General features: G+C 32.4%; 31 protein-coding genes, 1 other RNA gene and 1 pseudogene. 28 read left to right on the top strand and 5 right to left on the bottom strand.

The genetic code is table 11. The annotated features are described in order from the left end of the window. Positions 1–4 precede the first annotated feature (4 nt). The 4 genes from phoU (at position 5) to JCM14209_RS05435 (ending at position 3,148) form a co-directional block, all read left to right on the top strand. The gene (gene phoU, locus JCM14209_RS05450; RefSeq protein WP_025022547.1) at positions 5–661 is read left to right on the top strand and encodes a phosphate signaling complex protein PhoU; all 657 of its coding nucleotides are present in this window, start codon (positions 5–7) and stop codon (positions 659–661) included. A 125-nt stretch (positions 662–786) separates the two neighbouring features. Further along, entirely contained in the window at positions 787–1,653 is an 867-nt protein-coding gene (fba, locus tag JCM14209_RS05445) for a class II fructose-1,6-bisphosphate aldolase (RefSeq protein WP_025022546.1), read from the top strand. A 116-nt stretch (positions 1,654–1,769) separates the two neighbouring features. Next, complete coding sequence (locus JCM14209_RS05440) at positions 1,770–2,453, top strand: VIT1/CCC1 transporter family protein (protein WP_025022545.1); 684 nt, start codon at positions 1,770–1,772, stop codon at positions 2,451–2,453. An 11-nt stretch (positions 2,454–2,464) separates the two neighbouring features. Then, positions 2,465–3,148, top strand: coding sequence for a VIT1/CCC1 transporter family protein (locus tag JCM14209_RS05435; protein ID WP_025022544.1), 684 nt, complete (start codon positions 2,465–2,467; stop codon positions 3,146–3,148). Positions 3,149–3,213: 65 nt separating this feature from the next. Here the strand turns inward: JCM14209_RS05435 and JCM14209_RS10395 are convergent, their stop codons facing one another. Further along, on the bottom strand, positions 3,214–3,546 hold the full coding sequence (locus tag JCM14209_RS10395; protein ID WP_263640354.1) for a DUF1836 domain-containing protein: 333 nt from the start codon (positions 3,544–3,546) through the stop codon (positions 3,214–3,216). Further along, positions 3,518–3,733, bottom strand: coding sequence for a DUF1836 domain-containing protein (locus JCM14209_RS10390; RefSeq protein ID WP_263640353.1), 216 nt, complete (start codon positions 3,731–3,733; stop codon positions 3,518–3,520). The genes JCM14209_RS10395 and JCM14209_RS10390 overlap by 29 nt, the downstream gene beginning before the upstream one ends. Positions 3,734–3,899: 166 nt before the next feature. Between JCM14209_RS10390 and trhA the strand changes: the two genes are divergently transcribed. The 6 genes from trhA (at position 3,900) to JCM14209_RS05405 (ending at position 7,460) form a co-directional block, all read left to right on the top strand. Next, positions 3,900–4,523: a PAQR family membrane homeostasis protein TrhA gene (trhA, locus tag JCM14209_RS05425; protein WP_025022543.1), complete on the top strand. Its 624-nt coding sequence runs from the start codon at positions 3,900–3,902 to the stop codon at positions 4,521–4,523. Positions 4,524–4,612: 89 nt separating this feature from the next. Next, a complete protein-coding gene (locus JCM14209_RS05420) occupies positions 4,613–4,954 on the top strand; it encodes an ArsR/SmtB family transcription factor (RefSeq protein WP_025022542.1) in 342 nt (113 codons plus the stop codon). Positions 4,955–5,020: 66 nt separating this feature from the next. After that, the gene (locus JCM14209_RS05415) at positions 5,021–5,704 is read left to right on the top strand and encodes a ribonuclease H family protein (RefSeq protein WP_025022541.1); all 684 of its coding nucleotides are present in this window, start codon (positions 5,021–5,023) and stop codon (positions 5,702–5,704) included. Between the two features lie 50 nt (positions 5,705–5,754). Then, positions 5,755–6,122, top strand: a transfer-messenger RNA (tmRNA) gene (gene ssrA, locus JCM14209_RS09905). A 491-nt stretch (positions 6,123–6,613) separates the two neighbouring features. Next, on the top strand, positions 6,614–6,985 hold the full coding sequence (locus tag JCM14209_RS05410; RefSeq protein WP_035520019.1) for a DUF948 domain-containing protein: 372 nt from the start codon (positions 6,614–6,616) through the stop codon (positions 6,983–6,985). A gap of 46 nt (positions 6,986–7,031) precedes the next feature. Beyond that, positions 7,032–7,460, top strand: coding sequence for a hypothetical protein (locus tag JCM14209_RS05405; protein WP_025022539.1), 429 nt, complete (start codon positions 7,032–7,034; stop codon positions 7,458–7,460). A gap of 74 nt (positions 7,461–7,534) precedes the next feature. Here the strand turns inward: JCM14209_RS05405 and JCM14209_RS05400 are convergent, their stop codons facing one another. Next, positions 7,535–8,638 carry a M24 family metallopeptidase gene (locus JCM14209_RS05400; protein ID WP_025022538.1) on the bottom strand — a complete coding sequence of 368 codons (1,104 nt, stop codon included), beginning with the start codon at positions 8,636–8,638 and terminating at the stop codon, positions 7,535–7,537. A 202-nt stretch (positions 8,639–8,840) separates the two neighbouring features. Here JCM14209_RS05400 and ccpA point away from each other — a divergent pair, with 202 nt between their 5' ends. The 17 genes and pseudogenes from ccpA (at position 8,841) to JCM14209_RS09165 (ending at position 21,185) form a co-directional block, all read left to right on the top strand. After that, positions 8,841–9,842: a catabolite control protein A gene (ccpA, locus tag JCM14209_RS05395; RefSeq protein WP_025022537.1), complete on the top strand. Its 1,002-nt coding sequence runs from the start codon at positions 8,841–8,843 to the stop codon at positions 9,840–9,842. A gap of 27 nt (positions 9,843–9,869) precedes the next feature. Then, the gene (locus JCM14209_RS05390; RefSeq protein ID WP_338033797.1) at positions 9,870–10,340 is read left to right on the top strand and encodes a VanZ family protein; all 471 of its coding nucleotides are present in this window, start codon (positions 9,870–9,872) and stop codon (positions 10,338–10,340) included. A gap of 78 nt (positions 10,341–10,418) precedes the next feature. Further along, positions 10,419–11,146, top strand: a pseudogene (locus JCM14209_RS09170) (YebC/PmpR family DNA-binding transcriptional regulator). A gap of 97 nt (positions 11,147–11,243) precedes the next feature. After that, entirely contained in the window at positions 11,244–12,149 is a 906-nt protein-coding gene (gene rbsK / locus JCM14209_RS05380; protein ID WP_025022535.1) for a ribokinase, read from the top strand. Between the two features lie 88 nt (positions 12,150–12,237). Further along, a complete protein-coding gene (comGA, locus tag JCM14209_RS05375; RefSeq protein WP_025022534.1) occupies positions 12,238–13,215 on the top strand; it encodes a competence type IV pilus ATPase ComGA in 978 nt (325 codons plus the stop codon). Further along, the gene (gene comGB / locus JCM14209_RS05370) at positions 13,151–14,221 is read left to right on the top strand and encodes a competence type IV pilus assembly protein ComGB (RefSeq protein ID WP_025022533.1); all 1,071 of its coding nucleotides are present in this window, start codon (positions 13,151–13,153) and stop codon (positions 14,219–14,221) included. Before comGA ends, comGB begins: the two co-directional genes overlap by 65 nt. Then, complete coding sequence (locus JCM14209_RS05365) at positions 14,222–14,527, top strand: prepilin-type N-terminal cleavage/methylation domain-containing protein (RefSeq protein WP_025022532.1); 306 nt, start codon at positions 14,222–14,224, stop codon at positions 14,525–14,527. Next, a complete protein-coding gene (gene comGD / locus JCM14209_RS05360) occupies positions 14,514–14,954 on the top strand; it encodes a competence type IV pilus minor pilin ComGD (RefSeq protein ID WP_025022531.1) in 441 nt (146 codons plus the stop codon). Before JCM14209_RS05365 ends, comGD begins: the two co-directional genes overlap by 14 nt. Beyond that, positions 14,938–15,189 (top strand): hypothetical protein, encoded by a 252-nt coding sequence (locus JCM14209_RS05355; RefSeq protein ID WP_025022530.1) that lies wholly within the window; start codon positions 14,938–14,940, stop codon positions 15,187–15,189. Before comGD ends, JCM14209_RS05355 begins: the two co-directional genes overlap by 17 nt. After that, positions 15,164–15,634: a competence type IV pilus minor pilin ComGF gene (locus JCM14209_RS05350; RefSeq protein ID WP_025022529.1), complete on the top strand. Its 471-nt coding sequence runs from the start codon at positions 15,164–15,166 to the stop codon at positions 15,632–15,634. The genes JCM14209_RS05355 and JCM14209_RS05350 overlap by 26 nt, the downstream gene beginning before the upstream one ends. Continuing rightward, on the top strand, positions 15,612–15,890 hold the full coding sequence (locus tag JCM14209_RS05345; RefSeq protein ID WP_025022528.1) for a hypothetical protein: 279 nt from the start codon (positions 15,612–15,614) through the stop codon (positions 15,888–15,890). The genes JCM14209_RS05350 and JCM14209_RS05345 overlap by 23 nt, the downstream gene beginning before the upstream one ends. Positions 15,891–15,962: 72 nt before the next feature. Next, positions 15,963–16,973 (top strand): class I SAM-dependent methyltransferase, encoded by a 1,011-nt coding sequence (locus JCM14209_RS05340; RefSeq protein WP_025022527.1) that lies wholly within the window; start codon positions 15,963–15,965, stop codon positions 16,971–16,973. A 145-nt stretch (positions 16,974–17,118) separates the two neighbouring features. Beyond that, positions 17,119–18,477 carry an amino acid permease gene (locus JCM14209_RS05335; RefSeq protein WP_025022526.1) on the top strand — a complete coding sequence of 453 codons (1,359 nt, stop codon included), beginning with the start codon at positions 17,119–17,121 and terminating at the stop codon, positions 18,475–18,477. A gap of 84 nt (positions 18,478–18,561) precedes the next feature. Beyond that, entirely contained in the window at positions 18,562–19,167 is a 606-nt protein-coding gene (locus tag JCM14209_RS05330) for a metallophosphoesterase (RefSeq protein WP_025022525.1), read from the top strand. Positions 19,168–19,180: 13 nt separating this feature from the next. Continuing rightward, complete coding sequence (locus tag JCM14209_RS05325) at positions 19,181–19,768, top strand: YutD family protein (protein WP_025022524.1); 588 nt, start codon at positions 19,181–19,183, stop codon at positions 19,766–19,768. An 18-nt stretch (positions 19,769–19,786) separates the two neighbouring features. Next, positions 19,787–20,554, top strand: coding sequence for a TIGR01457 family HAD-type hydrolase (locus tag JCM14209_RS05320; protein WP_025022523.1), 768 nt, complete (start codon positions 19,787–19,789; stop codon positions 20,552–20,554). Beyond that, the gene (locus JCM14209_RS09165; RefSeq protein WP_035520012.1) at positions 20,541–21,185 is read left to right on the top strand and encodes a TIGR01906 family membrane protein; all 645 of its coding nucleotides are present in this window, start codon (positions 20,541–20,543) and stop codon (positions 21,183–21,185) included. Before JCM14209_RS05320 ends, JCM14209_RS09165 begins: the two co-directional genes overlap by 14 nt. Positions 21,186–21,300: 115 nt before the next feature. Here the strand turns inward: JCM14209_RS09165 and JCM14209_RS05310 are convergent, their stop codons facing one another. Together JCM14209_RS05310 and JCM14209_RS05305 are read right to left on the bottom strand one after the other, a co-directional pair. Beyond that, the gene (locus tag JCM14209_RS05310; protein ID WP_025022521.1) at positions 21,301–21,939 is read right to left on the bottom strand and encodes a VTT domain-containing protein; all 639 of its coding nucleotides are present in this window, start codon (positions 21,937–21,939) and stop codon (positions 21,301–21,303) included. Positions 21,940–22,000: 61 nt separating this feature from the next. Beyond that, positions 22,001–23,023 carry an NAD(P)/FAD-dependent oxidoreductase gene (locus JCM14209_RS05305; protein ID WP_025022520.1) on the bottom strand — a complete coding sequence of 341 codons (1,023 nt, stop codon included), beginning with the start codon at positions 23,021–23,023 and terminating at the stop codon, positions 22,001–22,003. A 93-nt stretch (positions 23,024–23,116) separates the two neighbouring features. Between JCM14209_RS05305 and JCM14209_RS05300 the strand changes: the two genes are divergently transcribed. After that, positions 23,117–23,506, top strand: coding sequence for a CvfD/Ygs/GSP13 family RNA-binding post-transcriptional regulator (locus JCM14209_RS05300; protein ID WP_025022519.1), 390 nt, complete (start codon positions 23,117–23,119; stop codon positions 23,504–23,506). Positions 23,507–23,630 lie beyond the last annotated feature (124 nt).

The following is a 23,630-nucleotide window of genomic DNA, read 5'->3' as shown; positions in this document are numbered from 1 at the left end:
AAATATGAATCAAAGATTTTTAAGACAGATGAAACATATTCATCGCGATTATATTGATATGGGGTTTGAAACGGCCAAAGCAATTGAAATGGCAATTGAGGCTTATGATAAACATGACGAAGAGTTAGCCCAACAAGTGATTGAAAATGATGAAAAAATTAATGAGTATGAAATTAAACTCGAAAAGAGAACAAGTCAGCTAATTGCTTTACAACAACCCGTAGCCACGAACTTACGTAAAGTAATTGCGGTATTAAAATCAACTTCAGATATTGAAAGAATTGCCGATCATGCTGTTGCAATTGCCAAAGCCGTTAAACGCATTGATGAACAAATGCAACATGAAGAAATCGAAAAGATAACTTTAGAAATGAGTCAAAAAACAATTCGTAATTTACAAGAAATGATGCAAATTGTCACGACTGTCGATGAACAAAAAGCAATTGAAATTGCCCAAGCAACCCAAGAGACGCGTGCAGTTCGGCGTCACGTGCGCAAGTTAATTATTGATGAAATTCAAAGAAATCCACAATTTGCTGCTGAAGGACTTGATTATATGGACGTTGTCTTACATTTAGGACGTATGAATGGCTATATTGTTAATTTAGCAGAATGGGTTATTTATCAAAAGAATGGAAAAATCACTGAATTAACATTTTAAACTTTGAAAACGGATAAATTTCTTTAAAATTAATGATATTTTTTGTTTTATTAAACAAAAAATGTGTTAAAATTAAAATGTACTCAAAAGAGTAAAAAGATGTAAATTTTTTAGGAGGCTGAATTATGTCAGTATTCGTAAACGGTAACGCAATTTTTAATGACGCTCGTAAAGGTCATTATGCTGTTGGTGCGTTCAACACAAACAACTTAGAATGGACTCGTGCAATTCTTCAAGGTGCACAAGAAACAAACACACCTGTTTTAATCCAAGTATCAATGGGTGCTGCTAAGTACATGGGTGACTACAAGTTAGTTAAGACTTTAGTTGAAGAAGAAATGCGTGTAATGAACATTACAGTTCCTGTTGTAATGCACTTAGACCACGGTAACTATGAAGCTGCTAAAGAATGTATCGAAGCTGGTTACTCATCAGTTATGTTCGACGGTCACGACTTACCATTCGATGAAAACTTAGAAAAGACAAAAGAAATCGTTAAATTAGCACACGCTAAAGGTATCTCTGTTGAAGCTGAAGTTGGTTCAATCGGTGGTGAAGAAGACGGTATCGTAGGTGCTGGTGAATTAGCTAGCGTTGAAGAAGCAAAAGCTATCGCTGCTACAGGTTGTGACTACCTTGCATGTGGTATTGGTAACATTCACGGACCATACCCAGAAAACTGGACAGGTTTAAACTTCGATCGCTTGAAGGAAATTGCTGATGCAATCGACACACCATTAGTATTACACGGTGGTTCAGGTATTCCTCAAGAACAAATCGAAAAAGCTATCAGCTTAGGTGTTTCAAAAGTTAACATCAACACTGAAAACCAACTTGCATTTGCTGCTGCAACTCGCAAGTACATTGAAGAAGGTGGCGACCAAAACGGTAAGGGTTACGACCCACGTAAGTTACTTAACCCAGGTTACAACGCAATCGTTGACACAGTTAAGGAAATTATTGGTTGGTTAGGTACACCATCAGTTAAATAATTAAATTAATTATTTAGAAGCTAGGGATATATTTCCTTAGCTTTTTTATTTTCCATTGAATAAAATGTGTTTTTAGTTTATAATTATTCTAAATTAGTGAGAGAAGGTAAATTAATATGGGAATCAAAAAACTCACGTTAGCACAAAAAATTAACGTTCTACGGGCTTCAGTTATGGGAGCCAATGATGGAATTATTTCTGTTGCAGGGATTGTTTTAGGGGTCGCTGGTGCCAATCAATCATCATTTGCAATTTTAATTTCAGGGTTTGCGGGCATGCTAGCAGGAACTGTTTCAATGGCAATGGGAGAATATGTCTCTGTTCACTCACAAAAGGACGCTGAAATATCAGCAATCAAACGTTCGAAGCAAGCTTTGAATAACGATTATGATCAACAGTTTAATTATGTAAAAAGCAAATTAGTGGATACAGGAATTCCTGCTGAGTTAGCTCATGATGCTACTAACGAAATGATGCAAAAATCAGCAGTTAAAACTCTTGTCAGAGAAAAGTATGGGTTTGAAATTGATGACCAAACTAGTCCTTACGCTGCTGCTTTGGCATCAATGATTTCATTTCCGTTAGGATCATTATTACCTTTGCTTTCAATTTTAGTAATTCCAAAACAATTTCATATCTTAGGAACAATGATTGCTGTGTTAATTTCTTTAGTATTTACAGGATATTTTGCCGCAATTCTAAGCCATTCAAATCGCTTTCATGGAACAATTCGTAATTTAATTGCGGGATTATTAACGATGGTTGTAACTTATTATGTTGGAACATTATTTAGTCTTTAAGGTGAGAAATTATGAGTAAAAAGAAAAAACAAACAATGGAAGAAAAAATGAATACTTTACGGGCAGGCGTGCTCGGATCAAATGATGGGATTCTAACCGTTGTTGGGGTACTTTTTAGTGTAGGGGCCGCAACTTCAAGTAGATTTACCATCCTATTAGCTGGCTTAGCGGATTTAGTTGCTTGTGCCTTATCAATGTCTGCTGGCGAATATGCTTCTGTAAGTGTTCAAAGAGATACCGAAAAATCAGCAGTAGAAGAAGTCAAAGAAGATTTAAAAAATGATTTTGAAGGCCAATTGCAACAAGTTAAAGAATACTATGAAAATAAAGGTGTTTCTAAAACCACAGCTAATGCAATTGCAAATAATCTGTTAAATGGTCCTAATGCGATTAGTACGATGGTAAATGTACGTCATGGATTTGATGTAGATCAATATCTTAGCCCATGGATGGCGGCATTTTCGTCACTGTTTTCTGCAGCTTTAGGGGGATTATTTCCTTTGCTTGCAATGACTTATGCGCCAAGGACAATAGAATGGCAAGCAACTATTTTGGCGGTTATTATTTCGGTCGGTCTCACAGGCTTTATTAGCGCTAAGATTGGTAAGAGCGATCCTAAAGTGGCCATGATCCGAAATATTATTATTGGAATTATCACGATGGCAATTCACTACTATATTGGACAATTGATGTAAGAATAAATCGAAAATTAAAAAAGACTTGATAATTAATATTTTAAACATTAATTATCAAGTCTTTTTTAGGACTCTTTATTATTTTCTCTGTGGATAATAATTAATTTTTGGCTAATTAAACGATAAATGACAGCATGAATGGCAAAAAGCTCAGTTGATTTTACTAAACTATCATCGTGATTGAGCTTGAATTCGTCTTGACCATTTTTTACATTTGAAAAAGTATGATTGAATAATTCAGCAAATTCATTATAAGCATCTTCAATAGATGAAGTTTTTATGGCTTCATTTATTCCAATTTTAATCACCTCAAGCGGATAAATTGATTTTAACAGAGAAATAACTAAAATTTCAGCAATATGAGAAGCGTTATATTTTTTCTTGTGAGGTTTTTCCATGATTATTTTTTTTAACGTAACTATTAATCATTGAGCGAGTTAGTTCAGTATCGGTAAAATTTTGTAAATAGCGATTACCAATCCCTACTAGTTGATCCATATATACTTCGAAGTTAGGGAATTCTTCCCAATAAGGAAGGGGATGTTCAGGATATTTTGCTAAAGCTTGTTTAACTTGATCACTCATTTTTTTACCTCTTTTCTAAAAATTAAATATACATTTAAGTATACCATATAAAGCGTTTAATAAATATTGTAACTATATTACAAGAATAATTTATACAATATCTAGATTTAAAATCTAGATAACTTGGAGGGGCAATGTTATACTAAAAAGATAAGAGGTGATCGAATTGGAAAAGAAGTTTCAAATAAAAAATGAAATTTGGAGCGCGATTACTCACGGAATTGGAGTAGCGCTAAGTATTTGGATCTTAGTATTGTTAATATTAAAAGGAGTTCGTGGTAATGGAATTGAATTGACTGCGTATTTAATATACGGAATTTCTTTGGTATTATTATATCTATTTTCGACCTTGTTTCATTGCTTATATTTCACACGTGCGAGTCGAGTGTTTCAAATTTTTGATCACTGCGGAATTTTTATTTTAATTGCAGGAACTTACACGCCTTATTGTTTATTAGTGATTAAGGGAATTAAAGGGATAATTTTATTAAGTATTATCTGGTTTTTAGCATTATTTGGAATTGCTTATCATGTGCTCGCAAAAAATAGATTGCAAATTGTTGAAACCATGACTTTTATTGGAATGGGATGGGCCTGCGTATTTTATATGAAAGATTTAATTCAAGCGCTAGGAAAAGGGGGAACACTGCTATTATTTGCTGGTGGAGTCGCTTTTACATTAGGTGCGGTGATTTATAGTTTTAGGACACGTTATGGTCACGTATACTGGCATGTTATTGTAATGATTGGGACAGCATTAATGTTTTTATCAATATATTTGTTTATTTAAAGGTAAAAAAACATTCTGAAAACGCTTGCTATAAAATCGATTAAATGTTATTCTAGCTATAGAGAAATTTTGATGAAAGGGTGTCTGTAATGTTAGAAAAGAAATTTAAAAAAATTGCTAATCCCGCATTGAAGGAATTTGTAGAAAACTTTGATATTTTAAACGCTTTAGCCGATTATAATCGTATGAAAATTGTCATCTTATTGTTTGATAATTTAAAAACAGGTTTAACAGTAACGAGTATTACAAATCAAATGACAATTACGCAACCTGCAGTGTCACACCACTTAAAAATCTTACGTGATGCTGGTGTAGTAGCGTTTCGCAAAGAAGGATTACAAAGTTACTACTACTTAACTTTAGAAGAACCCTTAGAAAGCATAGAAGAAAAAGCAAAAACTTTACGCGCAGAATTAGAAAACAAAGAATAATAATTATTATGAGGATGGAAAGGGAGTTTTCCATCCTCATTTTGAATTTTACAGTGAGGTGAAATGATGGCACAAAAGTATTATGCAGTAAAAAAAGGACGGCAAACAGGAATCTTTCTTACTTGGCCCGAATGTCAAAAACAAGTTTCAGGTTTTAAAGGGGCACAGTATAAAAGTTTTACAAGTCAACAAGAAGCAAAAAGATATTTGCAAGTGACTGTTGAAAATAATGTCCAACCTGAAATTAAAATCCAAAACACAGCATTAGTCGAGTATGCGACGATTTTATATACTGATGGTGGATCGAGAAATCATGGTAATAAAGCGGGGCAACATGTCAAAAAAGACGATAAAGCTGCGTGGGCATATTTGATTAAATATGGAAAGTATTCAACTTCAGACACTGGATTTGAATATGGAAGTACAAATAATCGAATGGAAATCATGGCTTTAAAAAAGGCGATGGAAAGAATTATTACAGCCAAGCTCCAAAATGAAAAAACGCTCGCTATCTTAGATTCAAAATATGTGCTAGATGCCCTTAATAAAGGATGGCTCTATAATTGGTCAAAAAATAATTGGAAGACATCCAGTGGTCAAGATGTAAAAAATAAGGAGTTATGGCAAGAAATCCTAGCCTTGTTACCACAATTTAAAAATATCACGTTTAAATGGACAAAAGGTCATGCGGATGATCAAGGAAATGTATTTGTTGATAAATTGTTGAATGAAACAATGGATAAAATGTAAGTTGAGTTGTTGGTATATTAAATTATCTTATGGTATAATTTTATATACACGGGGATGTTTAGGATTCGACAGGTATAGGTCGAGCCTAGATTGCGTTTAGTAGGTTGCGTCTACTATAAAACGCTCAGTTAAAATATAACTGCAAAAAATACAAACAATTCATACGCTTTAGCTGCCTAGTCAGTTCTAGCGTGATCTAGCTAGCATCACCCATGTGCTAGTCCTAGGTCTTATTATTAGTGGGTTACGTTTAATTCTGCCGTTTGAAGAATTAAAAAGAGAATTTCAAACTAGTGCAAGGCATTTGTCCCTGATATATGGCGTAGCAAGGCATGAAATTTAAGTAATATATCTATGAACGTAGAGATTTAGGTGGCGATATGCTTGGACGCGGGTTCGACTCCCGCCATCTCCATATAAAACTCCCGGCTAACACTTGTGTAAGTGGTTTGTCTAAGTTATTTTGACACAAATCTGACACAAAAAAATTGAAAAAGAAGCTCAAAGTTGAATTTTGTAAGAAATCCATTTTGAGCTTCTTTTTTTTGTCTGTGTTTCTATCTTTCCTCAAATACGTCATGATGAAAAAAATTTAACGTTCCTCCTAAATTAAGACTTAAAGATACTGATAATAAAAAATAACATTGGCGATTGCTTAATGGCAGTCGCTTTTTTGAAACCACAAAGTAAGTGATTAAGCGTAAATTGATCATCTAAGCACTCAAATTTTAATTAAAAATTCCAATACAAATTAAACCGATTATTTAAATATGTTCTAAAAAAGAAAAAGAATATTTAAACTGTGCGCCCTTTGGTAGAGGCAAAATTTATGGTATAATAACGCTATAAAAACTGATAGTAGTGAGATCTTTTACAATCGGCAATTATTGGAGTAAGAGGTGAAAAGAAATGATGACTATTGGGCAAGCGGCAGCATTAATTGCCGCAATTGCATTTGTGATTTTAGTTATTTATTTATGCATGGTTTTATCAAAATTAATTATCACAGTTAATGAACTTACTAAGAGTGTTCAAACATTAACAGATGATGCTGATAAAATTTCCGGTGAAGTTAATACATTATTAATTAAAACCAACTCATTAATGGATGATTTAAGTGGAAAATCTGAAAAATTAAATCCACTTTTCCAAGCAACATCAGATTTAAGTGAAAGTGTATCTGATTTAAATAATGCAAGTCGAAATTTTGTAAAAAAGGCTAATGAAACAAGTAAATCAATGTCAACTACAACCAAGGCCATTCGGCTGGATTTACAGTAATGAAATTAGTAAGTAAATTTCGGCGAAAATAAAAGGAGGGGTACTCATGGATAAAAAAGTCTTAGATGAATTATCAACAACTGCAAAGACAGCTTTTAACACTACTAAAGAATTTGCGAAAAATAAATCAGCAATTTTTTCTGAAAAGGTTAATGATAAAGTTGAAGATGGAATTGAAACAGCTTTGAAATATCGTAAATACTTTTTAGCTTACTTGGATGAAAAAAAGCCGCTCGAAAAAGTGACTGAAAAAGTAAAAAAAGAAGAAGTTCTTACTAAGACTCTTGAAACGGTTAAGGCTTCTACAGAAATTTTACGCGACAAATTAAAAACAAGTAAGCCAAGTGAAGTTGAAGCTGATGAAAACAATCAAGATGACATTATAATCGATAACCGTTCCGCTTTTGGCAGAGCAAAGAACGAAAATCCAACAGTTGTATTTTACCCTGATGGAACTTCAAAAATTATCGGATAAAATTTAGCTAAACGAAAAAGACTTGATAAATTCCCATGAATAATGGATTTATCAAGTCTTTTTTACTGTTCAAATTACTTAACAGGAATAATTTTTAATTCCTTGCTTGTATGAGTGAAGGGTTCAACACCATTTTGAGTAACGTGAACACAATCTTCAATACGAACACCAGCAAATCCAGGAATGTAGATCCCTGGTTCAATTGAAAAGCACATTCCAGGTTCAAGTTCCATTTTGTTTCCTTCCATAATTGAAGGGAATTCATGTTCCCCTTGACCCATACCGTGACCAAGACGGTGAATGAAGTATTTACCATAACCGGCTTTTTCAATAACGTCACGTGCGATTTTATCGAGTTCTTCAGCTGTCATGCCAGGTTTTGCCGTATCTTGGGCGGTTAGTTGAGCTTCTAGACATACTTTGTAAATATCAAGTTGTTTGTCATCGATATCTCCAAAAGCAACTGTACGGGAAGCATCAGAGATATAACCATTGTAAACAGTTCCTAAGTCAAATAATGTTAACATATTAGGTTGGATTAGATCTGTTTTAGGAGCACCATGTGGATCAGCTGCATTAGACCCGCTTTGGACAATTGTGTCAAAACTCATATGAGTAATACCTTTTTTCTTAAGTTCGTATTCAATAATAGCAGCAACATCTTGTTCGCTACGATTTTGAGCTAAAGCGTTAAAACCAACTTCAAATGCAAAATCAGCCCATTTTCCAGCTTCATTTAATTCTGCAATTTCTTCTGGAGTTTTAATCGCACGTTGTAATGCGATGAATGGAGAGAGATTGCCAGTTAGTTGGGCTTGACTAAAGTTTTTAAGTAATGCTTCTTGTTTTATAACCGTAAGATTATCTTTTTCAATTGCCCATTTAATAGGGTTACCAGCAATTTTACGGATGTGATCTGAAATTAATGCAAATGGGTCTTCGTGATCGAGGTACCCATAGACAGGAAACTTCCATCCGATTTGTTTTACTGCTTCAACTTCTAAAGCTGGAGCAAAAATGAAAGGATCCTTATCAGGAAAAATAAAGAGTGCTAAGATACGTTCAACAGGGTCACTATTAAATCCTGTGTAGTATCTAATGTTGTGGAAATCACTAATGTAGGCGATGTCATAATTGTTGTCACCTAACCATTTTTGAACTTGTTCAATATGGTTCATAAAAATCACCTTCTTTAAGAATATAGGCCTATTATAACACAAGACATCAGGTTTATAATCGAAGATAATTTATGAAAATTTGTGAAACAAGGACGAGCTTTTGAATTTAGTAAAACGTTTGCATTTTTGAAAAAACTTTGATACGCTTAGATTGAATAGATTATGAAAAATAATGAAAATAAAAAAAGAAAGGTAAATAAATATGGAAAAACAAACAATTACAATTTATGATGTTGCTCGTGAAGCAGCGGTGTCAATGGCAACCGTATCTCGTGTTGTAAATGGGAATCCAAATGTTAAACCAGCAACACGCAAGAAAGTATTAGAAGTTATCGATAAACTTGATTATCGTCCTAATGCAGTTGCAAGAGGGCTTGCAAGTAAAAAAACAACTACAGTCGGGGTGATTATTCCCGATGTTACAAATATTTATTTTTCAAGTTTAGCTCGGGGGATTGATGATGTTGCTTCAATGTACAAATATAACATTATTTTAGCAAATTCAGATTCAAATGAACAAAAAGAAGTTCAAGTGTTGAACACATTATTAGCTAAACAAGTTGACGGAATTATTTATATGGGAAACTCAATTTCTGATTATTTCCGTGAACAAGTGAAAAGAACTAAAACACCGGTTGTTATTGCAGGATCAATCGATGATAAAGAAGAATTAGAAAGTGTTCATATCGATTTTACAGCTGCATTTGAAGAAGCAGTATCAGAATTAATTCATCGTGGCAATAAGAAAATCGCTTTTGTATCTGGTCCATTGTCACAACCAATTAACGGGAAATATCGTCTTCAAGGATACAAAAATGCCTTAGCTAAAAATAACATTGAATTTGACCAAGATTTAGTTTTTGAAACTGATTACTCAAGTCATGCCGGCGAAATTTTATGGCCTGCCTTATCATCATCTAATGCTCAAGCAGCAATTGTAGGGGATGATGAACTTGCCATTGGAGTTTTAAACGGCGCTAAAGATGCAGGAGTTAATGTCCCTGATGAATTTGAAGTGATTACAAGTAACAATACACGCATCACTGAAATGAGTCGTCCTAAATTATCCTCAATTACACAACCACTTTATGATATTGGAGCGGTTGCAATGCGCTTTTTAACAAAAATGATGAATGAAGAAGAAATTGATGAAAAAACGGTTAATTTACCATTTGGTTATATTAAGCGAGGAACAACAAAATAGATGAAATCAATGAGAAGGTTGGGATTGGTGTTAGCTGTTATTATTATGGCAGTGTTGTTTATGAGTTCATCAATGACGTATCAACAACAAACTTCAATTCCGTTTTTACAAAAATATCTCGTCTCAAAGCCTTTTGAAAGCTTAATTAATCAAATTGACTTTCATTATGGAGATTTGTGGGTGTCAGTTAATAACGGCGGTTATTTTAAAGTAATCGAGTTTTTTATTAGAAAATTTGCTCATTTTTCAACTTACTTTTTATTAGGAGCCGGACTTTTTATTGGTTTGGAAAAGAAAATAAGAAATAAGTTTATAACTGCTAGCGTTGTATTTATCTTTGCAGCGTTATATGCTGCAAGCGATGAATTTCATCAAATGTTGACTGGTGGACGCACACCAATGATTCAAGATGTTATTTTAGATAGTTTTGGTGCATTGTGTGCGATTATCATTATAATAATTATCGAAAAAATAAGATTAAGACTTTTGAAACGTTGATAAAACAGTAAAAATCTGATATAATTCAACGTGGCTTAAGCCTAAAAAAGAAAATGTAATCGGAAAGAGGTTTTACAAATGTCAGGACATTCAAAATGGCATAACATCCAAGGCCGCAAAAACGCCCAAGATGCTAAACGTGGAAAGATTTTCCAAAAATTATCAAGAGATATCTATATGGCTGCAAAGAGTGGTGGTCCTGATCCAGATGGAAACCCACAATTACGATTAGTTATGGACAAGGCTCGTGCTGCAAACATGCCTAAAGATAACATTAAACGTGCCATCGATAAAGCTACTGGTGTTGGTGGCGGAAACTTTGAAGAAATCACTTACGAAGGATACGGTCCAGCTGGGGTAGCTATCTTAGTTGAAGCCGTAACAGACAATCGTAATAGAACTGCTTCAGCTGTTCGTGGTGACTTCAATCGTAACGGTGGTAACTAGGTGAATCAGGTTCAGTTAGTTTTATGTTTGACCGTAAGGGATATATCGCAATTGAACGTGAAGATTTAGATGTAGATGAAGATCAAATGTTTGAAGATGTCATTGGAGCCGGTGCTGAAGATTTACAAACTTCAGAAGAAGTATTTGAAATTTACACAGATCCAAAAGACTTTCCAGACGTTCGAGATGAATTACAAAAGAAATATGACTTAGCCTCAGCAGAATTAACAATGGTTCCTCAAAATACTGTTCCAGTTCCAGCTGACAAGGTTGAACAATTACAACGCTTAATTGATAAGTTGGAAGATGAAGATGATGTATCAGAAGTATACACATCAGCAGAATTTCCAGAAGACTAATTAACAATAAAGAGTGAGGTAAAAACGCCTTGCTCTTTTTTAAATATTATTAAATGATGTTAAAATTAATTTAAAAGAGTAGAAAGGTGAAACTCAAATGACAAACAAAGTTATTGTATTAGGTAGCTTAAATATCGATACAACCATGCATGTGGGACGTTTGCCGTTACCTGGTGAAACTTTAAAAATGAGCGATTTAAGTACCTCTGGAGGAGGGAAAGGTGCTAACCAAGCAATTTCAGCTGCTCGTTCAGGTGCTAGTACAAGTTTTATTGGCAGTGTGGGAAATGATTTTCAAGGCCAACAGATGAAAGAAATATTAAAAAATGAAGGCATTAATATCGAAAATATTGTTGAGTCAACTGAAGGTACAGGACAAGCATTTATCTTGTTACAAGAAAGCGGAGAAAACAGTATTTTAATTTATGGAGGAGCTAATCAAACGATTGATGAAGAAAGTTTGACGCAAGCAACACCAATGATTGATGATGCACAATTTATCATTGCTCAATTTGAAACACCACTTGAAATAACTCAAAAAGCTTTTGAGTTAGCTAAAAAATCAGGCACAAAAACAATTTTAAATCCAGCTCCAGCCCAAGCAATTGATAGTGAATTGATGCAAACGGTAGATTTAATTATTCCTAATGAAACTGAAGCTGAAATTTTAACAGGAATTAAGGTTGTAGATGAAGAATCTTGTTTAAAAGCCAGTGAAGAGCTAATCGGTAAGGGTGCTAAGAATGTAATTATTACTCTAGGATCTAAAGGGGCTTTTTACTACCTAGAATCAAAAGAATATGGTTTGATTCCAGCTTTTAAAGTGAATGCTGTTGATACAACAGCAGCAGGTGATACTTTTATTGGTGCACTTTGCTCTCAATTAGAATTAGATTTTAGCAACATTAAAGATGCAATTAAGTATGCTAGCAAGGCATCATCAATTGCGGTTCAAAGATTTGGGGCAATCCCATCAATTCCGACATCTGATGAAATTAAATAATAGTAATTATTGAAAGCGAGATTAAAATCTTGCTTTTTTTTTATAAAAAAATATTTTTTACGTATGTTATATGTGTGAGGTGATAAATGTGAAAAAACCGATTCAAGAAATATTCGAAGAAGCACTTAATAAAAAGGCGAGCGATATCTCGTTTTTACCTAAAGATGGACAATATGAAATAAAATTTAATATTTATGGAAAAATTGAGTTATATCAAACTTGTTCTGAAGATTTTGGAAGACAATTATTGAATTATTTGAAATTTAAAGCAGATATGACAATTAGCGAACAAAGAAGACCCCAGTTAGGTTCATGGGTATATAGAAATGATAGGCAAAAAATATTTTGTCGAATTTCGACAGTCGGAAATTTTTTAAGAAAAGAATCAATGGTTGTGCGCTTGATTTATCCTAATCGAATCATTGATGATGCATATTTTTATCCAGAACAATTTTATCAAATTCAACAAGCCTGTAATAAAAATGGGATGATTGTATTTTCTGGTCCAATGGGATCGGGGAAAACGACTACGATGTATAATGTAGCACGTCGTTTAAAGGGAAAACAAATTATGACGATTGAAGATCCGGTTGAAATTTATGAACCAAATTTTTTACAAATTCAAGTTAATGAAAAGGCTCAAATGTCATATCCAGAATTATTAAAAGTCGCATTAAGACATCACCCAGATATCTTTGTGATTGGGGAAATTCGAGATGAAAAAACCGCTAAAGTAGCAATTAATGCTGCACTTAGCGGACATTTGATTTTGACGACCGTCCATGCAAGAAATGTGTATGGGGTTTATCAACGTCTTAAGAATTTAGGAATCACTGATGGAGAATTAAAGCAAACTTTACAATTAGTTTCTTATCAACGCATGATGTCAACGACTGATGGAAAAGCTAAAATTCTTTTTGATCAAATCGATGGTGATACGCTTGATTATGCAATTGAAAATCAAACTAATCTTAAAATGACAAATAACTGGAGGAATAGGCTTGAAGAATGTTATCTCAATGGTGAAATATCCACAGAAATTTTCGAGAAATTTAAAGAAGGATAAGCAAGGATGGAAGTTAAAAGACCAGGCACAATTTTTTTCTTTACTTGCTGATTTACTTCAGGCGGGTTTTTCCTTACAACAAGCATTAAAAAGCATGCAAAATTTGATGCCAGAATCTAAAAAGATGATTGTAAACATTGCAAATGAAATTTTGAGTGGCTCTAAAATCAGTATGGCGATGAAAAAATATATTTCAAAAGGAATATATTATCAATTGATGATTTCCGAGCAACATGGAAATTTTGATCAAAGTATTAAGCAGTTAGGTGAACTTTTGCATAAGCGCGTCGAACAAAAAAATAAACTAAATGCCTTAATGGCGTATCCATTATTTTTATTAGTGACCTTAATTGTTATTGTTATAGGGATTAAAGTTTGGCTCAATCCTGTATTAGGGCAGTTTACTGAACAGTTTGAACAGCAAAGAAGTCTTAATAACGTAAAAATATATTTGCAAGTAGTTCTTATGCTTGTATCAATCGGACTATTTTGTTATGCAACTAAAGTTTATATGTGGTGGAAAAAACAAGAAACGATTACAAAACATCATTGGTACAGTCAACTTCCAGTGATTGGTAAAATATACCGGCAATATAGTTATTATTATTTAACATTTAATTTGTCATTATTACTTGGAAGCGGGATGGATTTTAGTAAAATTTGTGATTTTTTACTTAAATTAGATAAAAATTCTCTTCTATATCAGTTGGGACAACAAATTACCCAGACGATTTATCATGGAGACGAGCTGGGAAATGTTATCGATAAATATCCGTTTATTCCGCAAGAATTAAAAATATATATTAATAAGGGCGAAACCTTAGAAAGTTTAAGTGCTGAATTATTGATTTATTCAAATATACAATACAAAAAATTATTAGCACAAATTGATAATTTAATGGCTTTAGTACAACCACTGTTATTTGTAATTATAGCCATTATTATTGTTATGACATATTTATCAATACTATTACCAATGTATCAAACACTAGGAGGATTATACTAAATGGAAAAAATAAATCGTAAATTAAAAGGATTCACATTAATCGAAATGGCGATCGTATTGTTCATTATTAGCTTATTAATTTTAATTGTCTTGCCTAACATTGGAATGCAAAGAAAACATGCAGATTCGATAAATGGAAAAGCTTTGCAAACGCAGTTAAATACACAAGCACAATTGTATATGGATGAAAAAAATGTAACCAGTGTATCTATTGAACAATTAGCTAGTGAGAATTATCTTAGTGAAGATCAAGCGCAGCAAATTAGAAAGAAAAAATTAGAGATTCAAGTCGATGGTGAACAATAAAAAAGGTTTTACTTTAGTTGAAATGATTATAGTTCTTGGTTTAACGGTTGCTTTAATGATAATTGGATATCAGCCAATGAAAAAAGCGCTCTTTAATTATCAAGAAAAAATATTTTTTACTAACTTACAAAGAAATTGGGATAAAGCCGCAGAAAGGGCAATTGAAGATGGGTGCCGATATTTATTTTTATTTGAAAAAGGAACTAATAAAATTTATGTTCGTAAAACAGATAGGAATGGAATTTTAACCGAAGAAGAACTGATAATGCCAAAATCATTGCAATTGTATAAAACTCGTAAAATCAGAATTAGCCAACAAGGAAGTGTCACTGGAGATACTGTGACATTTGTGTCAAATTCAGGGAAAACGTACGTTTATACTTTTCAGTTAGGATATGGAGCACGATATAATGTATTGGAAAAATAAGAGATTAGCAGGGTTTTTCTTAGGCGATTCATTGCTAGGTTTAACAATTATTTGTGTTGGAATTATATTGTTATTTGGAAATTTTGTGTTTTTATCCAAAAAAGAAAAGCAAGGATATCAAAATTTAGAAAGAAATAAGCAGTTGTTAAATCAAGTTAGAAAAGATACTTATCGAGAACAAATAAATAATCATGGGACGATATATATTGATGAAAAAGTACAGCTTAACTGGTAATGTAAAAAAAGGATTTACTCTTTTAGAAGTGATAATTGCGATGGTAATAACGAGTATAGGATTGGTGATTATTGCAACGAGTATGCCGCATGTGAAAAAAGTAAGTGATGGTCAAATTGCCAAAGATCGGCAATCATTTGAACATTTCAAATCTATTTTAGAAAATCCACAGTTAGATTTAGCATATGTTAATTGGAAAAATCACCAATTAGAATTATATAGTAATGAAGCTAAAGAAAAGTACCAATTTGATTTATATAATCAAAAAATTATCAGAATGAAAAAAAGAGATGGAAACGGAAATTATAGTGGGTATATGCCGCTTTTATTAGACGTACAAAAATTTGAATGTAATTATAATCAACTAACAAATGAATTGATAATTGAAATTCAATTACATGATAGAAAGTATAGGGAAAGATATGTTATGCAAGAAAAAAAGTAAACCGGGATATTTGCTAGTCTCAAGTGTATTCTTTTTAGAATTAATTGCAGTGATTTTGTTAGGACAAACGATATTTTATTTCATTAATAACCAAATAATTCAAAGAAAGGCCCAATATTATCAAGCACGCTCAATGGCACAAATTGCTGAAAAGTTAAATAAAGATGAAATGATTTTCAATTTGGGAATTACTAAGAAAAATAGCGGCAATATTACGGTCACGCTGAAAAATGGTCGCCAATTTACGTTTGAGTAATGAGAGATACTTGCAAAATATTGATGTTATCGCTAAACTAATTAAAGTGAAAAAATTAGAGATGGGATGCGTATGATGCAAAATATTGAAAAGATTCAAGCTAATTACGAAAAAATTGAAAAAGCAATTTTGATGTTACAAAGCGAATTAGAAAGTGAATATTTAGATGCCTTAATTGAAACAATGGATAATCTTTTAGATGATAAAAAAGTCCATGTTGAAAATGGAAAACCAACTGAAAAAGTTGCAAAAGAATTGGAACAACTATATGTAGAGGTGTCTTTAGAAGAATTAACCGCTGAACAAAAGCGCCAATTGCTGCAATTGTTGATTTTAAAATCCTATTCAGTTGAAAAAATTCAAGCTAATCACCAAATGACCCCAGATACGATTGGTATTTTGGTATCCTATTTAATTCAAAAATTTGCTCAAAATAAAAATAAAATTGAAATTCTTGATTTAGGAGTTGGGACAGCTAATTTGTTAAGTACGGTAATGAATCGTATCCATGATAAAGAAGTTCATGGTTATGGGGTTGATAATGATGATACATTATTAGCTCTTGCAAGTATCAGTACCGAGTTGCAACAATCAAATATCGAATTATATCATCAAGATGCACTTGATGATTTGATGATACCTGATGTAGATTTTGTGGTGAGTGATTTACCAGTAGGCTATTACCCGCTTGATGAGCGCGCACAACAATTTGAAACTCATAATGAAAAAGGGCATTCATTTGCTCATTATTTGTTAATTGAACGTGCAATGCAAAAACTAAAAGAAGATGGGTTAGGGGTATTTGTTGTACCAAAAGGAATGTTTGAAAAAGAAAATGCGATGAATTTATTGAAGTATATTCAAAAACAAGGCCACCTTCAAAGTTTATTAAACTTACCAACTGATTTGTTTTCTAATAAAAATTCAATGAAATCAATTTTAGTTATTCAAAAGAAAGGTCCAAAAGCTAAGCAAGCAAAAGAAGTTTTAGTGGGTGAAATACCATCATTTAAGCAACGCAAAGAGTTTTCTGACTTTTTAACGGAAATTGATCGTTGGGTTAATAGTTCAATCAAGTTGTAAAATATAAGAAGTGGAACGAAGAACTTTCCGCTTCTTTTTTTAGTTTAAAGTGAATATTTTTCAATCAAAAATGAAATAGTTGAATTTTACTTTAATAATAACCTATTGTAAAATAAAGTTATTATAAAAATTTGGGAGAAGTTTTATGGAAAATAAAAATGAAGAATATGCACGTAATCTGAAAAGTCGGCATGTTCAATTAATTGCTCTTGGGGGAACAATCGGAACGGGTTTGTTTTTAGGATCAGGTAAATCGATCCAATTAGCTGGTCCATCGATTGTATTAGCTTACTTTATTACCGGAGCAATTTGTTTCTTATTGATGCGAGCAATGGGAGAAATGTTAGTTTCTGATTTAAAGAAGAATTCTTTTATTGATTTCATTTCAGAATATTTAGGCGAAAAAATTGGCTTTATGGCAGGATGGACATACTGGGTTTGTTGGATAACCATTGCCATGGCTGATGTAACGGCCACAGGTTTGTATTTTAAATATTGGTTTCCCTCGGTCCCACAATGGGTTCCGGGATTAGTTGCCGTTGTCATATTATTATTAATTAATTTGATTACGGTTGGTTTATTTGGGGAAATGGAATTCTGGTTTGCCATTGTAAAAATTGTTGCGATTATTGCATTGATTATCGTAGGGATTGTTATGGTGATAGTAGGATTCAAGACACCTACAGGCCATGCTAGTTTAGGAAACTTGGTCAATTATGGCGGTCTATTTCCAAAAGGCTTAAAAGGATTTTTACTATCATTTCAAATGGTAACATTTGGATTCATTGGAATTGAAATGGTTGGGGTAACAGCTTCTGAAGCTGAAAATCCAAAAGTCGTAATTCCAAAAGCGATTAATGAAATTCCAACACGTGTAATTATTTTTTACGTGGGTGCATTATTAGCAATCATGTCAATTTATCCGTGGTCTTCAATTTCACCAAAAGAAAGTCCATTTGTACAAGTATTTGAAAGTATTGGAATTACAATTGCTGCAGGAATTATTAATTTTGTAGTCTTGACTGCAGCATTATCTGCAACAAATAGTGCTTTATTTACTACAGGTAGAATGTTATTTTCATTAAACTATGATGGTAAAAGTAAGTTCGCTAAAAAAATGGGTACTTTATCAAAAACACAGGTTCCAGCCAACGGTTTGATTTTCTCAGCAATCGTTATTACAGTTGCTGTTATTGCTAATTTTATTGTGCCAAGTACAGCATTATTCACATTTATTTCAAGTGTGGCGACAACTTGTTTCTTATTCATCTGGGGAGCAATTGTTTGTGCTCATTTGAAATTTAAGAAAGTTAACCAAAGTAGTGACACTAAATTTGCTACGCCACTATATCCATTGGGGGACTACTTAGTGTTGGCGTTCTTAGCCTTTGTTGGCGTAATTATGTTATTAGAAACAACGACAAGAATTGCCTTGATTTCATCCCTAGTATGGTTCGGAATTTTATTGATCGTTCAAAAATTTAAGCAAAACGGTAATGATTAGTAGACATTAAAGAGGTTAGGAATTTTTTCCTAATCTCTTTTTTGGTATAATATGTTTTAGGCACAGTTAAAAGGGATGGATAAAATGATATATTTTATATCTGATACTCATTTTTTTGATAAACGAATGGTTCACAATCAAATATTTGCAAGACGTGATTTTTTGACTGTTAATCAGATGAATGAGGCAATTATTAATTCTTGGAATAATGTTGTAACCGCAAATGATATTGTTTATCATCTTGGCGATATTGCCTTAATTGGAAACAATCGTCATAGCCATGAAAAATTACTAGAACTTTTGAAAAGATTAAATGGAAAAATTGTTTTTTTGAAAGGAAATCATGATACAAGAGCAACATTTAAGTATCTTCAAAAAAATAATATTTTGCTTGAAGATAAAATTGAAAAATTTGTTTTTGAGGATGTAGGAATCTTGATAAAACATAATAAGATACAATATTATTTAACACATTATCCACTAATCGTTGGGCCAGCCCCAAATAGGATAAACTTACATGGACATATTCATAATTCAAGTGTAAATATGGCAGAAAACATTAATGTTGGTGTTGATTCGGCGGATTTAGATTATTTAATGGAACCATTAAATTTTGGAACACCGCTTTCGATTGAAATGGTTTTAAAGATTATAAGTGCTAAAAAAATCGATTTTCAAAAAAGAAGATAAACGAGGGATGAGCTTGAATAGCGAAAAGAAGGTTCGTCGAGAACAGCAATTAGCAAAAAAAGCCGAAGCGATTGAAGCGTATGCTAATGAAGTTGTTGTAATTGACGATGTTAGAGTAGAAATTGATGGGAAATCATATGATTTGGTCGAAAACTTTCATAATGGCTTTATCAGTGAAAAAGTAGGGGAACGTTTTAGCCAAATCTTAACAAAATATGATTATATCGTTGGTGATTGGGGATATAATCAATTAAGAATGCGGGGATTTTATGCAGAGGATAGTAAAAAGGGATTGCCATATCAAAATATTAGTCGTCTGCAAGATTACCTAAATGAATATTGTAATTTTGGGTGTGCGTATTTTGTTTTACATAATTTGGAAGTTCAACCACCTGAACCAATTCCGGCTAAAATTCGAAAGAAGAGTTCAAAGAAAAAGTCACAAGAAAAGCGTAATAAGAAGAAAAATAATGCGTTTATGAGTGAAAAGAAATACAACGTTCGAAATAAAAAGAAGCCTAATAAAAAGAATGTAAAATTAAGAAATGCTAATAAAAAGCACAACCCAAATCAACGACATTTTACAATTAGACAAAAATAGGAGATAAAAATGAGTTTAATAAATAAGTACAAAGGGTATATGATTGATTTAGATGGAACAATTTATCGTGGAAAAGAAGAAATTACTGAAGCCAAACCGTTTATTGATCGTTTACGTAAAAATAATATCCCATATCTTTTTGTTACTAATAACAGTACTAAAGAACCAGCTGATGTAGTAAGAAACTTAAAAGATAATTTTAATATTGCTGCAACTGAAAATAATGTTTATACATCAGCAATGGCAACTGTGGATTATGTTAAATCTTTAGATGCTACAAAGAAAAAAGTATATATTATCGGAGAACAAGGCTTGAAAAGAGCATTCGCAAATGAAGGCTTTGTGTTTGAGGAACAAAACCCTGACTACGTAGTAGTTGGATTAGATTATGATGTTACTTATCATAAATTTGAATTAGCGACTCTTGCGATTAGAAGTGGAGCAACTTTCATTGGGACTAATCCAGATACCAATTTACCAAATGAAAGAGGGCTTGTTCCAGGAGCAGGATCACTTGTTGGTTTAGTTGAAATTGCAACACAACAAAAACCAATTATGATTGGAAAACCTGAAACAATTATCATGGATAAAGCCTTGGAAAAGATGGGATTAAAAAAAGAAGAGGTAGTCATGGTGGGTGATAACTATAATACAGATATCAAAGCTGGAATTAATGCAGGAATTGATACTTTGTTAGTTTATACGGGAGTATCAACGAAACAACAAGTTGCCAAAAAAGATATTAAACCCACGCATGAAATTGATAGTTTAGATGAGTGGAAATAAGAATAAAATCGCATTAAGAACAATATTTATAGGGATATGTGGCTTCTTTTTTATTTTGAGTAGCAGCATATTTATTACGCTAAATTCGATTTGGTTATACCGCTTATTTGTAGCGACGTTAAATCTAAATGAAACGGTTAATTTAACGGTAAAAGGTTTAATGAATGAATATCACAGGATTATTTTATATTTAGAATTACCGTGGATCCATCGTTTAGAAACAACCTTACCCATGTCTAATCGTGCGTTGATGCATTTTAAGGATGTAAAGAATTTAGTGATTTTTAATAATGGGGTTTTAATCTTTAGCTTGAGTAGTTTGATAGTTATTAATTCTAGGAATAATTATTTTATTGAGTGGTGGAAATATTTAAGGGCGCTTCGCTGGAATGTATTAGGGATGCTGCTAGTAGTTGTTTTAGGAAGTGTGAATTTTAATCAAACGTTTATATTCTTTCATCGAATATTTTTCCATAATGATAATTGGCTATTTAATCCTACCTTCGATCCAATTATTAACGCATTACCAGAAAGTTTTTTTGCTGCATGTTTTGTAGAATTTGTCATCGTGTATATGATAATGAATTTGATTGTATACGTTTATGTCAAAAAATATAAATGTAAATTATAAAGTAAATAATAAATTTAAAGCAAGAAATTGAAAAGTTATCAATTATCTGCTTTTTAATGATATAAAAAAGAACCTTCGTGTTGAATAAAATTCAATGTCGAAGGTTCTTTGGTTTTTATTTAGATAATTTTGATTTAATTGCACCAATAATTGCTGGTAAAAGAGAAACGCCGATAATTCCAAGGATTACCATTGAAAAATGTTCTTTAACAAAAGGAATGTTTCCGAAGAAAAAGCCACCTCCGCAGCAAATTGCAACCCAAGCAGTAGCGCCAATTAAGTTATATTTAATAAAAGATGAATATTTGACGCCAGAACCACCACAAACAAAAGGCGAAAGTGTTCTGATGATTGGCATAAAACGAGCTAAGGCGATTGCAATTCCACCATGCTTTTCGAAGAAAGCTTCGGTTTTTTTAATATTTTCTTCCTTAATAAAACGCCCGAAAAATGAATGATTAGTCATAGCTTTTCCAGCTGTTTTACCCAGATAAAAATTCAATGAATCACCAACTACAGAAGCAATAAAGAAAATGATGATGAAATACCAAATATTTAAATGATATTTTGGAGACGCCGCTAACGCACTTGCTGCAAATAAGAGTGAGTCTCCTGGAAGAAAAGGCATAATAACTGCGCCAGTTTCAATAAAAATAATAGAAAATACAATTAAATACGTCCAGTTTCCAAATGTATTAACGATATTTTCTAAATGAGCATCAATATGCAAAATAAAATCAATCAAAAATGACATAAAGTAAACTCCTTAATATAAACATATAAAATAAATATACCATAAAAATTCTGTAAGAAAGTTAATTCTTCTTTAAATTATGGCGATTGAACTCTTTGATTAAAGAAGTACTATGGGTAGGTTGCTTTTTATCAGGGTATAAACTTTCTAATGCGTGGTTGACAGCGATTGGCCCTTCGCCCATTCCGGTAGCGATTAATTGAGTTTTTCCAGGGTATGTTGCGATATCTCCGATAGCATATATCCCTTTAGTTGATGTTTCGTAAACTGAGTTAACAGAAATTAAATTTTTCTTTTCTAATTTAACTGGCCACTCTTCAAGAAAATCGTTATTTGAAATAAAACCATAATTAACAATTAAGTAATCCGTTTCAAGGCGAATTTTTTGTTCCCCACGAACTTCTGCTAAATCAAGGGCGAGTTTGTTATTAACCTGAGATAAGGCTTCGATTTTAAAAGGTGTAAGAATTTCAATAGGTTTTTGTTTTAATTTTGATACACTACCTTCTAAAGCGCGGAATTGATCTCGACGATGAATTAAAGTTACCTTTTTAGCAAATTTTTCTAATTCTAAAGCCCAGTCAACGGCAGAGTCTCCACCGCCTGCGATAACAACTTCTTTGTCAATAAATTTTTTAGGATTGTTTACTGTGTAAAAAATAGCCGAGTCTTCAAATTTTTCTGCAGAAGTAAGTTTTAATTTTCGTGGAGTAAATGATCCAATTCCTGAAGCGATGATTATACTTTTAGAAAAGAAGGTACCTCTGTTAGTAGCTAATGTGAAATGATTGTCTTCATTTTTTTTAATAAGTTCAACTTTAGTTCCGAGTTTAATATCAGGGTTGTATGATAATACCTGCTTTTTTAGATGTTCAGTTAAATCATGACCGTTTATCTCCAAGAGAGCAGGAATATCATAAATATTTTTTTGAGGGAACAGATTTTCTGGTTGCCCACCGAGTTGATCTAAACTTTCGAGTAAAAGAACTTTTGCAAGGCGCATTCTAGCGTAAGTAGCGGCAAACATTCCGGTTGGTCCGCCTCCAATTATTGCAATATCATAAATAGAATCTGAATTTGGCATAAAAAATCCTCCGATTTGATGTTTATAGATTTACAATATCACAAAAAAATTCTAAAATAAATTAGATAGATTAATAAAGAAAGGAGGATAAAGATGGAATATAGAATAGGGATGATTCTTGAAGGGAGAGTCACAGGAATTCAACCATATGGAGCTTTTGTGAATTTAGGAGATGATACTCAAGGGTTGATTCATATTTCCGAATGTCACCATGGATATATAGATGATATTCATAATTATTTAAAAACCGGGCAACTAGTTAAAGTAATGATAATTGATATTGATGAATATACTGGAAAAATAAGTTTATCAGTGCGCTGTTTAGAAAAACCATTTGATTTTAGTAAAAGAAAAAAGAAAAAATATATCCATAAAAAGTTTTGGACTAATAAGCATGTGCAAGAAGGGTTTAAACCAATTGCAGCTAATTTAGATAATTGGGTGGAAGAAGCGTTAGAGAACATTAAAAAAATATCAGAATAATAGTTGACATTTAAAAGTAAACCGTGTATATTATTTAAATGTTGCTGCTAGTCAGACAATTAAGTATTTAAAATTTGAAAATAACTTTTAAAAATAAATTTTAAAAATAACTTTTAAAAATAAA

This window comes from Ligilactobacillus hayakitensis DSM 18933 = JCM 14209 (assembly GCF_000615845.1).
In the GTDB taxonomy this organism is placed as follows: Bacteria; Bacillota; Bacilli; order Lactobacillales; family Lactobacillaceae; genus Ligilactobacillus; species Ligilactobacillus hayakitensis.
The sequence above is the reverse complement of the archived record's forward strand: the minus strand, read 5'-3'. Positions and strand labels throughout refer to the sequence as shown.

What these genes read in the sequence shown, in the direction of transcription:
- JCM14209_RS05415 (WP_025022541.1), top strand. Translation starts at nt 5,021, where the DNA reads ATGGCACAAAAGTATTATGCAGTAAAAAAAGGACGGCAAACAGGAATC.
- JCM14209_RS05330 (WP_025022525.1), top strand. Translation starts at nt 18,562, where the DNA reads ATGATATATTTTATATCTGATACTCATTTTTTTGATAAACGAATGGTT.
- comGD (WP_025022531.1), top strand. Translation starts at nt 14,514, where the DNA reads ATGGTGAACAATAAAAAAGGTTTTACTTTAGTTGAAATGATTATAGTT.
- JCM14209_RS05435 (WP_025022544.1), top strand. Translation starts at nt 2,465, where the DNA reads ATGAGTAAAAAGAAAAAACAAACAATGGAAGAAAAAATGAATACTTTA.
- JCM14209_RS05340 (WP_025022527.1), top strand. Translation starts at nt 15,963, where the DNA reads ATGATGCAAAATATTGAAAAGATTCAAGCTAATTACGAAAAAATTGAA.
- JCM14209_RS05365 (WP_025022532.1), top strand. Translation starts at nt 14,222, where the DNA reads ATGGAAAAAATAAATCGTAAATTAAAAGGATTCACATTAATCGAAATG.
- fba (WP_025022546.1), top strand. Translation starts at nt 787, where the DNA reads ATGTCAGTATTCGTAAACGGTAACGCAATTTTTAATGACGCTCGTAAA.
- JCM14209_RS05350 (WP_025022529.1), top strand. Translation starts at nt 15,164, where the DNA reads ATGAAAAAGTACAGCTTAACTGGTAATGTAAAAAAAGGATTTACTCTT.
- JCM14209_RS05300 (WP_025022519.1), top strand. Translation starts at nt 23,117, where the DNA reads ATGGAATATAGAATAGGGATGATTCTTGAAGGGAGAGTCACAGGAATT.
- JCM14209_RS10390 (WP_263640353.1), bottom strand. Translation starts at nt 3,733, where the DNA reads ATGAGTGATCAAGTTAAACAAGCTTTAGCAAAATATCCTGAACATCCC.
- JCM14209_RS05405 (WP_025022539.1), top strand. Translation starts at nt 7,032, where the DNA reads ATGGATAAAAAAGTCTTAGATGAATTATCAACAACTGCAAAGACAGCT.
- JCM14209_RS05355 (WP_025022530.1), top strand. Translation starts at nt 14,938, where the DNA reads ATGTATTGGAAAAATAAGAGATTAGCAGGGTTTTTCTTAGGCGATTCA.
- JCM14209_RS05335 (WP_025022526.1), top strand. Translation starts at nt 17,119, where the DNA reads ATGGAAAATAAAAATGAAGAATATGCACGTAATCTGAAAAGTCGGCAT.
- JCM14209_RS05310 (WP_025022521.1), bottom strand. Translation starts at nt 21,939, where the DNA reads ATGTCATTTTTGATTGATTTTATTTTGCATATTGATGCTCATTTAGAA.
- JCM14209_RS05420 (WP_025022542.1), top strand. Translation starts at nt 4,613, where the DNA reads ATGTTAGAAAAGAAATTTAAAAAAATTGCTAATCCCGCATTGAAGGAA.
- JCM14209_RS05305 (WP_025022520.1), bottom strand. Translation starts at nt 23,023, where the DNA reads ATGCCAAATTCAGATTCTATTTATGATATTGCAATAATTGGAGGCGGA.
- JCM14209_RS10395 (WP_263640354.1), bottom strand. Translation starts at nt 3,546, where the DNA reads ATGGAAAAACCTCACAAGAAAAAATATAACGCTTCTCATATTGCTGAA.
- JCM14209_RS09165 (WP_035520012.1), top strand. Translation starts at nt 20,541, where the DNA reads ATGAGTGGAAATAAGAATAAAATCGCATTAAGAACAATATTTATAGGG.
- JCM14209_RS05440 (WP_025022545.1), top strand. Translation starts at nt 1,770, where the DNA reads ATGGGAATCAAAAAACTCACGTTAGCACAAAAAATTAACGTTCTACGG.
- phoU (WP_025022547.1), top strand. Translation starts at nt 5, where the DNA reads ATGAATCAAAGATTTTTAAGACAGATGAAACATATTCATCGCGATTAT.
- ccpA (WP_025022537.1), top strand. Translation starts at nt 8,841, where the DNA reads ATGGAAAAACAAACAATTACAATTTATGATGTTGCTCGTGAAGCAGCG.
- rbsK (WP_025022535.1), top strand. Translation starts at nt 11,244, where the DNA reads ATGACAAACAAAGTTATTGTATTAGGTAGCTTAAATATCGATACAACC.
- JCM14209_RS05400 (WP_025022538.1), bottom strand. Translation starts at nt 8,638, where the DNA reads ATGAACCATATTGAACAAGTTCAAAAATGGTTAGGTGACAACAATTAT.
- JCM14209_RS05410 (WP_035520019.1), top strand. Translation starts at nt 6,614, where the DNA reads ATGATGACTATTGGGCAAGCGGCAGCATTAATTGCCGCAATTGCATTT.
- JCM14209_RS05345 (WP_025022528.1), top strand. Translation starts at nt 15,612, where the DNA reads ATGTTATGCAAGAAAAAAAGTAAACCGGGATATTTGCTAGTCTCAAGT.